The sequence below is a fragment of the Pseudodesulfovibrio pelocollis genome (assembly GCF_030282845.1).
Classification (GTDB): domain Bacteria; phylum Desulfobacterota; class Desulfovibrionia; order Desulfovibrionales; family Desulfovibrionaceae; genus Pseudodesulfovibrio; species Pseudodesulfovibrio pelocollis.
This window is the reverse complement of record NZ_JASTWE010000032.1, coordinates 1-12,651: the sequence shown is the minus strand read 5'-3', so window position 1 is coordinate 12,651 and position 12,651 is coordinate 1. Positions and strand designations below refer to the sequence as shown.

The following is a 12,651-nucleotide window of genomic DNA, read 5'->3' as shown; positions in this document are numbered from 1 at the left end:
CCGGCGCGGCAGGGAGGTTCCATGCGATTTGTTGACGAAGCGACCATCCTCGTGCGGTCGGGCAATGGCGGCAAGGGCTGTGCCAGCCTGCACCGCGAGGCCAACGTGCCCAAGGGCGGCCCGGACGGCGGCGACGGCGGCCGGGGCGGCGACGTGATCTTCCGCGGCACCAACCGGCTCATGACCCTCTACGACTTCCGCCTGCACCGCCACTATTTCGCCAAGAACGGCCAGGGCGGCATGGGCCGAGACCGCTACGGCAAGGCCGCGCCGCCCCTCTATGTGGACCTGCCCGTGGGCACCCTGATCTACGAGATCACTGAGAACGAGGACGGCACCACCGACGAGCGGCTCATCGCCGATCTGGTGGAGGACGGCACCGAGGTGGTCATCTGCAAGGGCGGGGACGGCGGCCGGGGCAATCTCCACTTCAAGTCCTCGGTCAACCGCACCCCGCGCTATGCCGAGCCCGGCTGGCCCGGCGAGGAAAAACGGCTGCGCCTGGAGCTGAAGATCCTGGCCGATGTGGGTCTGCTCGGCCTGCCCAACGCTGGCAAGTCCACCTTCATCTCCCAGGTCTCGGCCGCCCGGCCCAAGATCGCGGCCTACCCCTTCACGACCCTGCACCCCAATCTCGGCGTGGTGGAAAACGACGCCTTCGAGCGCATGGTCATCGCCGACATCCCGGGCCTCATCGAGGGAGCCAGCGCGGGCCTCGGCCTGGGCATCACCTTCCTGCGCCATGTGGAGCGCACCCGCTTCCTGGTCCACATCCTGGCAGCCGAGGACCTGAACCGCGACGACCCGACCGACGGCTACGACATGCTCAACCAGGAACTGCGCGAATACAGCCCGGAGCTGGCAGACCGGACCCAGATCCGGGTCATCAACAAGATCGACACCCTGAGCCCGGACGAACTGGCCGACCTGAGCGACAAGGTGGCGGCCTCGGGCCAGCGCATCTTCCTCATCTCCGCCCTGACCGGGGAAGGGGTGGAGGTGCTCCTGGACGAGATGTGGCGCACCCTGCGCGCACTGGAAACGGCCACCCCCCCTACTGCCGACGCCGGATCGGGCGAAGACGTCCGGCCCGCCTGACCGGTGGGGCCGCGCCATGGCGACACCGGGTCTCATCTCGGGGCCATCGGCCCTTGCCACCCGCCGGGAAGATGCTGTACCGTGCGCCCCATGACGCAGACACCCGTGGACAGAAAAGCGCTGCTCGCCCATGTCAGGCGGGTGGTGATCAAGGTGGGCAGCGCCGTGCTGACCACCGGCGACGGCCTGAATCCGCAGGCCATCAGCCGCCTCGCGACACAGATTTCCGCCCTGCGCGACCGGGGGCTTGACGTGGTCCTGGTCTCGTCGGGCGCGGTGGCGGCTGGCCGCCAGCGCATCCGCGAGCGCGCCCCCAGAAAAAATGGCAAGACCTTCGGCGATCTGCCCTCGCGTCAGGCCGCCTCGGCCATCGGCCAGGGCCGCCTGATGCACGACTACGACGAGGCCTTTGCCGTCCACGGCAAGATCACGGCCCAGGTGCTGCTCACCCGCAGCGGTCTCAAGAACCGCGAGCGCTTCCTCAATGCCCGCAACACCATGGAGCGCCTCCTGGAATGGGGCGTGGTTCCCATTGTCAACGAGAACGACACCGTGTCGGTCAAGGAACTGGAGTTCGGCGACAACGACACGCTCGGGGCCATGTGTCTCGGGCTGGTCGGGGCTGATCTGTTCATCAACCTGACCAGCGCGGACGGCGTCTTTGACAGGAACCCCGAGACCAACCCGGACGCCCGGCCCATGCCCTGCATCGAGGCCATTGCCGCCCTCGACATCGAGGCCATGTGCGACGGCAAGACCAGCGTGGGCACGGGAGGCATGTACTCCAAGCTGCGCGCGGCCCGACGCGCGGCCCAGCTGGGCGTGCCCACGGTCATCGTCTCGGGCCGGGGCGAGTTCGACCTCGCGGCCGTGCTCGACGGCCAGGAGTGCGGCACCCTGGTCCTGCCCGAGGACCGGACCGTGTCCAGCAAGAAATTCTGGCTCGCCTACCACGACGACCCGTCCGGGGCCATCGTGGTGGACCGTGGCGCGGCCGGGGCCCTGGTGGGCAAGGGCAAATCCCTGCTGCCCATCGGCATCCGCTCGGTGCGGGGATGCTTCGAGCGCGGGGCCCTGGTATTCATCGAGACCCTGGACGGCGACCGGCTGGGCGTGGGCCTGACCAATTTCTCCTCCAACGAACTGGACCGGATCAAGGGCCTGCGCACCGATGAGCTGGCCCGCACCATCGGCCCCGTGACCTTTGACGAGGCCGTGCACCGCGACAACATGCTGCTCGACGCCGCCATCTGACCGGGACTGTTTTGCGCCGCCTCTATCTCGACAAGAACCTCCAGCTCGTCTTCGGCGTCACGCTGATGGCGATTCTGGGCGTCTCAAGCATCATCCCGGCCCTGCCGGACATGATCGACGGCCTGGGCATCACCCCGTCCCGCATCGGGCTGGTCATCGCGGCCTTCACCCTGCCGGGCGCGCTCCTGGCCCCGCTGGTGGGCATCCTGGCCGACAGGCTGGGGCGCAAGGCCGTGCTGGTTCCCTCCCTGTTTCTCTTCGGCATCTTCGGCTTTGCCTGCTTCTTCGCCCAAACCATCGAACAACTTCTGGTGCTGCGTCTGCTCCAGGGCGTGGGCGCGGCCCCGCTGGGCGTGCTCTACGGCACCATCATCGGCGACCTCTACCAGGGGCCGGAGCGGGGTCGGGCCATGGGTTACAATGCCTCGGTCCTGTCCATGGGCACGGCGGGCTTCCCGGCTCTGGGCGGGGTGCTGGCCATGCTCGGCTGGCAGTATCCCTTCATCCTGCCCCTGATGGCCATTCCCCTCGGACTGGTGGTGCTGCGCCATCTCGACGCGCCCGAACCCCGGAGCAAGGGCAGCTTCAGGGACTACCTCGCCGGGGCATGGGAGCGCATCCGCACCCGGCAGGTGCTCGCCCTGTTCGCCACCACCCTGATGACCTTCATGGTCCTCTACGGCCCCATCGTCACCTATCTGCCGGTGCTCCTTCGCCAGTCCCATCAGGCCACGGCCATGACCATCGGCATGGTCTTCCTGGTGGCCTCGGGCTTTTCGGGCGCGGCCTCGTTCCTGCTCGGCCCGCTGGCGGAGCGGTTCGGCCAGCGCAGACTGCTCATGGCCTCGGCCGTGCTCTACGCCCTGGCCATGATCCTGACCCCCAACGCGCCGGGCCTGTGGCACGTCATCCCGCCTGTGATCTGTTTCGGCCTCGCCCAGGGGCTGAACATTCCCACCATCATGACCATGCTGGCCACCATCGCGCCCATGGAGCAGCGCGGCGCGTTCATGGCCGCCAACGGCCTGCTGCTGCGTCTGGCCCAGACCCTGGCCCCCCTGGTCATGGGCGGGCTCTACGCCCTCTTCGGCATGACCGGCGTGTTCGCGGGCGGGCTGGTCTGCGCGGCCGTCATCCTGCTCCTGGCGATTTTCTGGGTTCAGGAGTAACCTGGGGCCATGCCCCACCCGCCGCTGCCCACCGGACAAACCTTCTGCGCCGACGCCACCGGCGCGACCATCCCATGCCACGGAACCGGACAGGACGCCGAGTTCTTCGCCCATGCCGCGCCCGGACCGGAACGGTTCGCCCTGTCCGACGACGTGGTCACGGACCGCCTGACCGGCCTGATTTGGCTGCGCGATGCCAATGCTGCGAGCTTTCCACTCTCCTGGCAGGAAGGACACGATTTCATCAAGACCATGAACCAAAGCGCTCACGCCGGGCACAATGACTGGCGCCTGCCGGACCGGCGCGAGCTTTTCAGCCTCATCTGCTTTGACCAGACCGGCCCGGCCCTGCCAGCGGGCCATCCCTTTGTCAACGTCTTCGGCGGCTGGTACTGGACCTCGACCGTGTCGGCCATGCACCCGGCCCAGGTCTGGCATGTCCAGTTCTCGGGCGGCCGCATGTTCTGGGGCAGCCGCACCGGATATGAGCTGGTCTGGCCCGTGCGCGGCGCAAGCCCGGTGCTGCCCGTGACCGGCGCGGGCGATTCGGTCAACGCCCCCTGGCCCAGGCCGCGCCTCGTCCGGCAAGGCCCGGTGGTGCTCGACGCCCTGACCGGCCTGACCTGGACCGCAAGCGCCGACCTGGCCCACGGTCCCACTGGCTGGGAAGAGGCCTTTGCCACGATCAACCGCCTGGACCGGGAGCGACCGGGCGGCACCGCCACCTGGCGGCTGCCCACCATCCGCGAACTGGAATCCCTGGTGGACGCCTCGCGCCACAGCCCGGCCCTGCCCGAGGGCCATCCCTTCGACCACCCGGCCGAGGCGTACTGGTCGTCCACCAGCAGCGCCTTTGAGCGCGACTGGGCCATGTGCCTCTACCTGCACAAGGGAGCCGTGGGTGTGGCCCACAAGGGCGACCAGGGGTTTCATGTCTGGGCCGTGTCCGGCCCGGCCTGATGCCCCGCCCCGCTGGCCCGCCCCAAAGGCTTGACTCCAAGGCCCCGATGGAATAAGCGGAATCAGTTTGTCTGGGCAAACGGCGCGTCATACCCGTTTTTTTCGGCCCCGGCTAATCCTCTGCCCGGATCTTGCCGATAAGAGCGGCAAGCAAGGAAGGTAAACCATGTCGCTGCGTGCGCATCTGCAACACAAATTCAATCCGCTGCACGTCTACTGTCGCCTGCGCTGCCTGGGCATGGGCCACGCCCCGGCCCGCGCCGTGTGCTCCTGTTACGAGAGGGTGCTCTACCGACTCGTGCTGGCCTGAACCGACTCCGCGACCACAATCATGCGGGCCGCCCATCCTCACAGGATGGGCGGCCCGCTTCACGTTCATGGCCGGGCTGTATGCCGTCAGGCGGCTGCCCGCTCCCGGGCGCGGCGGTAGGCGATGATGTCTTCCACGGCGCAGACAGGGAAGCCGTGGCGGTCGGCAAAAGACACGATCTCTGGCAGGCGGGCCATGGTGCCGTCAGCATTGGTCAACTCGCAGAGCACGCCGCAGGGGGCGAGCCCGGCCAGCCGTGTCAGGTCCACTGTGGCCTCGGTATGACCGGCCCGCTCCAGCACCCCGCCGGGCCGGGCGCGCAGCGGGAAGACGTGGCCGGGGCTGACCAGGTCGGACGGCACCGCCCCGTCGGCCACCGCGGCCAGGATCGTGGCCGTGCGGTCCGAGGCCGAGACCCCGGTGGTCACGCCGGGCGCGGCCTCGATGGACACCGTGAAGGCGGTCTGATGGCGGCTGCCGTTTCTCTCCACCATCATGGGCAGGTTCAGCGCCCGCGCCTTTCCCTCGGTCAGGCACAGGCAGACGATGCCGCTGCATTCGCGGATGAGCAGGGCCATCTGTGCCGCGGTCAGGGTCTGGGCGGCGAAGATGAGGTCGCCTTCGTTTTCCCGGTCCTCGTTGTCCACGACCAGGATGCCTTGGCCGTCGCGCAGGGCGGCCAGGGCGTTTTCGACACGTTCGGCGGGTGTGCCGAACCGGGTGAGCAGGGACTGATTCATCGTGCAACTCCTTGCAAGAGTCAGGGTGAATCAGGGCGCATGACTAGACAGCCTCCCGGCGCAAGCGCGCGGGAGCAGGCGCGGCCCAGGCGCAAGCACCCGGGCACGGAGCGGACTGCCTCATTCTCTTTCATCCGGACTGTTACCGTCGGCCCCGGAGTCGCACCGGGTCTGCTGACCTCCCCCACCCGGGGGAGCGCTCGCGGGCTTTCCGGCCAAGGCCGGATCACCGCCGGTGGGGACTTTCACCCCGCCCTGAGAACAAGCGGGGCCAGCAAAGCCCGGATCGGGGTTGATGTCAAGCCCGTATCGGGGTTGATGTCAAGCCCGTATCGAAGTTGATGTCAGGCTCGGATCGGGGTTGGTATCAAGCCCGGAGCTGATCGCGGCGCACCGCCGCTCTCACAGCGGCACCACCAGGGAGTGCGGCAGGCTGAAGGTGAAGACGCTGCCCTGGCCGGGCTCGGATTCGGCCCGGATGGAGCCGCCGTAATGCTCGATGATCTCCTTGCAGATGGCCAGCCCGAGCCCGGTGCCCACGGGCCGCGATGACGGGGGATGCGCCTGGCTTGACTGGAAAAACACCTCGAAGATGCGCTCCCGGTCATCGGGGTGGATGCCAATGCCCGTGTCTGCCACGGAAAACTCCACAGCGTCGGCCACGGCCCGGACCGAGACCCGGATGTGCCCGCGCTCGGTGTGCTTGACGGCGTTGCCGAGCAGATTGATCAGTACCTGGAGAATCCGGTCGCGGCTCACGCGCAGCAGGGGCAGGTCCGGGGGCACGTCCTCCACCAGCGCAAGGTCAGGATTCCCGTCCAGCTGGCCCGAGATGGCGGCCACGGCGTCGCGCACCAGCTCGTCGGCCCGCACGTCGCTTTCCTGCCAGTCCATGCGGCCCGCCGTGATCTTGCTGAAGTCGAGCAGGTCGTTGATCAGGCGGCTCAGGCGCTCGGCCTCGGTCCTGACGATTTTGAAATTCTGGAGGTGCTTGGCGATGCGCTCCGGCGGCTCGTCGCACGCCTCAAGGCTCGGCCCGAAGGACTCCTTGAAGGTCCGCTCCATGAGCTTGACAAAGCCGAGGATGGACGTGAGCGGAGTGCGCAGCTCATGGGACGTGGACGAGAGAAAGTGCGACTTGGCCTGATCGAGCCACTTCAGCTCCCGGTTGGCTTCCTCAAGCTCCACGGTCCGCTCGGCCACGCGCCTTTCCAGGTCGTCATGAGCCGCCTGGAGCGCCTGCCGGCTCTCGGCGATATGGGCCAACATGGCGTTGATGTCGCGGGCCAGCTCGGCGATCTCGTCGCGCCCATCAATGTGGACCCCGCCCGCGCCGGTCATGTCCAGGGCCCGGACCTGGCTGTTGAGGCTCTCCACCCGCGAGAGCACCTTGCGCCGCAGCAGATAGAAGACGAGCAGGCCGAAGGCCACCAGCGCGGCGGACAGGATCATGAAGTTCAGATTGGCAACGACGCGGCCCTTCTTGGAAATGGCCCGGCCGCCCACGGCCTGGACCACCAGCCCGGGATGGCCGCCGATATCGCGGAGCAGGGCATAGGCGTCGATGGTCTCGCCGTCGCGGGGCACGACCGCAGTCCCTTCCCCGACGGTCAGCGACGCCACCAACCCGCCGTCCAGGCCCGGGGCGGACCGCCCGTCCACCAGGGGATGAAAGACCACCGGCAGTTCAAGCCGCAGGGAGATGGCCTGCCGCATGGCGTCGTCCAGCCGACGGGCCATGAGCATGCGCCCCGAGGGCGGGCCGTTGTCCTGCGAGTCGAGAATGTCGCGGCGCACGATGAGCATGGCCCCCTCGGGCAGGACCAGCAGGCCGCCCCGGCCCGCCTCCTCCTCCACCCCGGGCGATGCGGCGGGCAGGTCGCCCCGGCCCATGGCCGCCACCAGATCGGCCAGCAGCGCGCCGTCGTATTCGCCCTCCGCGTCCAGAGCGCGGCCAAAGACCACGCGCCCTTCCACGTCGGCGATGATGACCGCGCAAAGGGACTGGTTGCTGAAGGTCTCGATGGGCAGGTTGGATTCGACGTAGTCAGGATTGCCGGTGCGGGCGAAATGGTAGGTGTCGTCCCAGGACGCCCAGTCCCAGACAAAGGTGTCCAGGGCCTGGACCTCGCGCAGGACGCCGTTTCTGACCCGCCGGGCCTCGGCCGCGGCAAAGCCGCGCTCCAGCGAATCGAACCCGTCCTTGACCACTGAACTGGCGACCCAGACCTCGATGGCGAGAAAGACCAGGGTGAGGATGGCGATGCTGATGAAGGTGATCTGTCTGAGCCGCATGGTTCCTCGCGCTGGGGTTGGCCGGGGATGGGCAGCGCCGCCGGAAGGTTGCGCGTTTGATCATCCTACCCGGTTTCCCGGGGAGGCGCAACGACATAACCGGACGCCATGACTCACTTGTCGCTATTTCCGCCCTGAAAAGTCGTGTTTGATCAAGGCGTTCATGCCCTCTTGCCCCCATCGTGTTTATGGGGTAAGCGATCTCTCCATGCATGAAATGTCCATTGTCCAATCCATCCTCGGCATCCTGCGCGAGGAGATGATCAAGCACGACGGCCACCGGCTCAAGAAAGTGGTGATCAAGAACGGCGCACTGGCCGGAGTGGTCACGGAATCCCTCATCTTTGCCTGGGACGCCCTCACGCCCGGCGGCGAATTCGACGGCTCGAAGCTCGAAGTGGTCGAGGTACCCATCCGGGTGGCCTGCGGCGAGTGCGGCGAGGAGTTCAGCCCCGACCATTCGCGGTGCATGCCCTGCCCCAAATGCGAGGCGCTGCTTGGCCACACCGTGCTGCAAGGCAAGGAGATGCTCATCGACTCCATCGAGATCGACGACGAGTAGCGGCCAGGCCCGCGTGTTTTTCACAGCCCCGGCGCAACGAGAAGAGGTACCCCATGTCCAAGGAAGTGACCATTATCCGCAACGTGCTCGAAGCCAACGACCGGCTCGCCGATGAACTGCGCGCCACATTCAAGGCCAAGAAAATATTGTGTCTGAACCTGATGAGTTCGCCCGGCGCGGGCAAGACCTCCGTGCTTGAACGCACCCTGACCGACCTGCGCGACGAGTTTCGCATGGCCGTGGTCGAAGGGGACCTGCAAACCGACAACGACGCCCGGCGCGTGGCCGCCACCGGCGCCCAGGCCGTGCAGATCAACACCGAGGGCGGCTGCCACCTGGATTCGGGCATGGTCCTCGACGCCATCAAGGCCCTGGACATGGACGAGGTGGACATCCTCTTTGTGGAAAACGTGGGCAACCTCGTGTGCCCGGCCGAGTTCGAGGTGGGCGAGGACTACAAGGTCACGCTGCTGTCCGTGGCCGAGGGCGACGACAAGCCCGAAAAATACCCCCTCATGTTCCACATCTCCTCGGTCATGCTGCTCAACAAGGTGGACCTCCTGCCCTATGTGGACTTCGACCTGGAAAAGGCCGCAGGCCACGCCCGCAAGCTGAACAAGGACATCGAGGTCATCACCGTGTCGGCCCGCACCGGCGAAAACATGAACGCCTGGTACGACTGGCTGCGCGCCCGCCGGGCCGAAAAGCTCTAGGCCGACGGGTAGGTCGGGGCGTTGCCGACATTGAATATTGCCAAGACTTCCACCCCCTCTGCCCCCGGGCGGAGGGGGTTTCGCGTCCGGGCGGCGAAAGGCCGCCGCGCCCCATTGGCAGAATCCGCGCCAGGAGGTATGGTCGGGCCATGTCCTTTCCCCGAAACCTGCCTCTTGAGGAGGTCTTCGCCTCCATCGCGGACGGCCTCTTCACCGTGGACGCCGACTGGAACGTGACCTACTTCAACGAGTCGGCCCAGCGCATCACCGGCATCCCGGCCGACGAGGCCCTGGGCCGCAAATGCTGGGACGTGCTGCGCTCAAGCCTGTGCGACGGCCAGTGCGCCATGGCCCACTGCATCCGCCAGGGCGGCCGGGTCATCAACAAGTCCATCTTCATCGTCCGGGGCGGCGGCACCCGCGTGCCGGTCTCCATCTCGGCCTCGGCCCTGCGCAACGCCAGCGGCGAGGTGGTGGGCGGGGTGGAGACCTTCCGCGACCTGACCGAGATCCAGGTCATGCGCCGCAAGGTCGAGGCCCTCTACCGGTTCGAGGACATCGTGGGCCGCAGCCCGGCGCTGGAAAAGCTCTTCGGCATCCTGCCCCAGGTCAGCGCCAGCCAGGCCACGACCCTGATCCTCGGCCCCTCGGGCACGGGCAAGGAATTGTTCGCCCGGGCCATCCACGCCCTGAGCCCGCGCAAGCACGGCCCCTTTGTGGCCGTCAACTGCGGCGCCCTGCCCGACACCCTGCTCGAATCCGAACTCTTCGGCTACAAGGCCGGGGCCTTCACCGACGCCCGCGCCGACAAGCCCGGCCGCATCGCCCTGGCCGAGGGCGGCACCGTGTTCCTCGACGAGATCGGCGACCTGCCGGGCAACCTCCAGGTCAAGCTGCTGCGCTTCCTCCAGGAAAAGACCTACGAGCCCCTGGGCGGGGTGGCCCCCATCAAGGCGGACGTGCGCGTGGTGGCGGCCACCAACCGCGACCTGACCGCCCGGGTGGCCCAAGGGGCGTTCCGCGAGGACCTCTTCTACCGCCTCAACGTGGTCACCCTGCGCCTGCCGCCCCTGGCCGAGCGGCGTGAGGACATCCCGCTGCTGGTGGACCACTTCGTGGACGAGTTCAACGCGGTTCAGGGCAAGGGCGTGCGCGGCCTGAGCGGCGATGCGCTCCACCTGCTCATGCGCCACGACTTTCCGGGCAATGTCCGCGAGCTGGAGAACATCCTCGAATACGCCTTCATCCTCTGCGCCACGGGCTTCATCCAGGTGGAGCACCTGCCCGAGTACCTGCATCCCGGCGGCCGCGCCGCGCCAGGCGACGGATTGAACGGCAGCATGGAGGAGATCAAGCGCCGCGCCGCGAGCCGCGCCGTGGAGCGCCACAACGGCCGCAAAATGGCCGCCTGCCGGGAACTGGGCATCTCCAAGGACACCCTGCGCCGCCTTCTGGCCGACGACACGGACGAGTAAGGGCGAATAATTTGCCCACACAGCCCTGAGCGGACGTATTTTTCGCCCGCCCGCACCTCTGCCGCTCTGGCACTCAGTTGAAATCATTCTACATATTTCGATGGCACGATTGGTGCTCTCTTCGGGCATGTCGGATTGGTCCTGGCGAAGTGCAACTCATGCGGCATGAAACCGGAACGCTGCTCTGTTTGGCGTGCTACAAGGACCGTCTGGCCTCTGTCTGCGAAAACGCAGACGAGTACAAGCTGTTTGAAATGCGTGACGACACAATTTACCCCGCAGGCCGCCTATCCCTTCCCTCAAAGGACCCTATGGACAGGACATCCGCCATATTGGCCTGCGGGGTATCCCTTTTGCTGTGCGGCGCCATCTGCGCCGACACCCGCGCCCTGCTCGAACAGGGCGGGGTGCGCGTCATCCCCTGGCTCACCGGCGGCATTCGCGAGGTGGTGGACGCTCTGGACCACGACAGCCTCTCGCGGATGACCATGCCCGGCGCGCCCGGCTGCCCCTGAGGGCGGCACGGGCCGGGTTTGACTTTTCCCAGACTGTGGGTATCTCTTTGGGCTTGCCCGGGCCTGACGCCCGGAACCATCACCACCTTCACACGGCCCTGGGCCGTTTTTTTCAGGAGATCAACATGAGCGAATGCAGCGGGTGCGCCTCTGCCGCGCCGGACGGCAGCTGTTCCGGCGCCGAGGGATGCGACAAGGTCGACGAAAAGCTCCAGAAGACCCTGGGCCGCATCAAGCACAAGATCGTGGTCATGTCCGGCAAGGGCGGTGTGGGCAAGTCCACCGTGGCCGCCAACATCGCCGTGGCCCTGTCCCTGGCGGGCAAGAAGGTCGGCCTGCTCGACGTGGATGTTCACGGCCCGAGCATCCCGCGCCTGCTCTCCCTCAAGGGCCAGAAGCCCCACATGGGCGACCAGATCATGGAGCCCGTGCCCTGGAGCCGGAACCTCTCGGTCATGTCGCTGGGTTTCCTGCTTGAGGACGACCGGCAGGCCGTCATCTGGCGCGGCCCGGTCAAGATGGGCCTGATCAAGCAGTTCGTGGAGGACGTCATGTGGGGCGACCTCGACTTCCTCATCGTGGACTGTCCCCCCGGCACGGGCGATGAGCCCCTCTCCACCCTCCAGACCCTCGGCCCCACGGCCATCGCCGTCATCGTCACCACCCCTCAGGGCGTGGCCGTGGACGATGTGCGCCGCTCGGTCTCCTTTGTGGGCGAGCTGGGCAACCGCGTCCTCGGCATCGTCGAGAACATGTCCGGCTTTGCCTGCCCGGACTGCGGCGCGGTCCACAACATCTTCAACACCGGCGGCGGCGAGGAACTGGCCAAGGAATCCGGCGTCCGCTTCCTGGGCCGCATCCCCCTGGACCCCGCGGTGACTGCCTCGGGCGACGAGGGCTACCCCTTCATGAAGGTCCACCGCGACACGGCCACGGGCAAGGCCATGCAGCAGGTCATCGAACCCCTGCTCGCCTTCCCGGACTAGACCGCCGTCTTGTCTCGCAGATAATGAAAAAGGCCGGGTTCGCCCCAAGGCGTTTCCCATAAATGTTGAAAAAAAGGCTCCCAATTTTTGGGAGCCTTTTCGTTGTGCTTCTTCGAGACGTCGTATTATTGATAGTATGTAGCACAAAATGAATCGCTATTTCTCACCTGCAGTACAGTTCCATACAATGATCGCCATTATACCGGTCCCTATAACTCCGCACATAGTCACAAAAAACGGATGCCTCAGGAGATTGGGTAACCATTCATGCCGAAGCCACCCGCCCTTTGTGAATTGGCCCCACCTCATCCACGTTTTTGAGGTCGCCCATTGCTGCAACAGAATAAAGGGGCTGACCAGCCAATTGCGGCACCAATTTTTGACTATTTGCCAACGGTTATTTTCAATATTTGGTTTGTTCATGGAAGCACTATATCGCAAAGATGCGCAAAAGGCATCCGCTGGCAAAGGATTCCAAAATCAGTGGTGAAGAAATACAAAATGAGGCACAGGCGCGGCAACGGTTACTCATATCCAATATCAAGGGCTCTAAGGATACGCCCGAAGCACAAGG

12 protein-coding genes and 1 riboswitch are annotated in these 12,651 nt (G+C 66.3%); of the genes, 10 read left to right on the top strand and 2 right to left on the bottom strand.

The window, feature by feature from the left end:
• Positions 1-21 precede the first annotated feature (21 nt).
• The 5 genes from obgE to QQS14_RS11580 all read left to right on the top strand — a co-directional run bounded on the left by obgE (position 22) and on the right by QQS14_RS11580 (position 4,791).
• Entirely contained in the window at positions 22-1,098 is a 1,077-nt protein-coding gene (obgE, locus tag QQS14_RS11600) for a GTPase ObgE (RefSeq protein ID WP_285907163.1), read from the top strand.
• Between the two features lie 90 nt (positions 1,099-1,188).
• The gene (proB, locus tag QQS14_RS11595; RefSeq protein WP_285907162.1) at positions 1,189-2,352 is read left to right on the top strand and encodes a glutamate 5-kinase; all 1,164 of its coding nucleotides are present in this window, start codon (positions 1,189-1,191) and stop codon (positions 2,350-2,352) included.
• An 11-nt stretch (positions 2,353-2,363) separates the two neighbouring features.
• Positions 2,364-3,521, top strand: a complete 1,158-nt coding sequence (locus tag QQS14_RS11590; RefSeq protein ID WP_285907161.1) for an MFS transporter — start codon at positions 2,364-2,366, stop codon at positions 3,519-3,521.
• 9 nt (positions 3,522-3,530) lie between these two features.
• On the top strand, positions 3,531-4,481 hold the full coding sequence (locus tag QQS14_RS11585; protein WP_285907160.1) for an Lcl C-terminal domain-containing protein: 951 nt from the start codon (positions 3,531-3,533) through the stop codon (positions 4,479-4,481).
• Positions 4,482-4,647: 166 nt separating this feature from the next.
• Positions 4,648-4,791, top strand: coding sequence for a hypothetical protein (locus QQS14_RS11580; protein WP_285907159.1), 144 nt, complete (start codon positions 4,648-4,650; stop codon positions 4,789-4,791).
• Between the two features lie 86 nt (positions 4,792-4,877).
• Here the strand turns inward: QQS14_RS11580 and ribB are convergent, their stop codons facing one another.
• Positions 4,878-5,531 (bottom strand): 3,4-dihydroxy-2-butanone-4-phosphate synthase, encoded by a 654-nt coding sequence (gene ribB, locus QQS14_RS11575; protein ID WP_285907158.1) that lies wholly within the window; start codon positions 5,529-5,531, stop codon positions 4,878-4,880.
• A 118-nt stretch (positions 5,532-5,649) separates the two neighbouring features.
• A riboswitch (FMN riboswitch) is annotated at positions 5,650-5,798 on the bottom strand.
• 135 nt (positions 5,799-5,933) lie between these two features.
• A complete protein-coding gene (locus QQS14_RS11570) occupies positions 5,934-7,826 on the bottom strand; it encodes a sensor histidine kinase (protein WP_285907157.1) in 1,893 nt (630 codons plus the stop codon).
• Between the two features lie 208 nt (positions 7,827-8,034).
• Here QQS14_RS11570 and QQS14_RS11565 point away from each other — a divergent pair, with 208 nt between their 5' ends.
• The 5 genes from QQS14_RS11565 to QQS14_RS11545 all read left to right on the top strand — a co-directional run bounded on the left by QQS14_RS11565 (position 8,035) and on the right by QQS14_RS11545 (position 12,077).
• Entirely contained in the window at positions 8,035-8,388 is a 354-nt protein-coding gene (locus QQS14_RS11565) for a hydrogenase maturation nickel metallochaperone HypA/HybF (RefSeq protein WP_285907156.1), read from the top strand.
• Positions 8,389-8,441: 53 nt separating this feature from the next.
• Positions 8,442-9,101, top strand: coding sequence for a hydrogenase nickel incorporation protein HypB (gene hypB / locus QQS14_RS11560; RefSeq protein WP_285907155.1), 660 nt, complete (start codon positions 8,442-8,444; stop codon positions 9,099-9,101).
• 149 nt (positions 9,102-9,250) lie between these two features.
• Complete coding sequence (locus QQS14_RS11555) at positions 9,251-10,576, top strand: sigma-54 interaction domain-containing protein (protein WP_285907154.1); 1,326 nt, start codon at positions 9,251-9,253, stop codon at positions 10,574-10,576.
• Positions 10,577-10,887: 311 nt separating this feature from the next.
• Entirely contained in the window at positions 10,888-11,091 is a 204-nt protein-coding gene (locus QQS14_RS11550; protein WP_285907153.1) for a NifB/NifX family molybdenum-iron cluster-binding protein, read from the top strand.
• A 125-nt stretch (positions 11,092-11,216) separates the two neighbouring features.
• Complete coding sequence (locus QQS14_RS11545; protein ID WP_285907152.1) at positions 11,217-12,077, top strand: Mrp/NBP35 family ATP-binding protein; 861 nt, start codon at positions 11,217-11,219, stop codon at positions 12,075-12,077.
• Positions 12,078-12,651 lie beyond the last annotated feature (574 nt).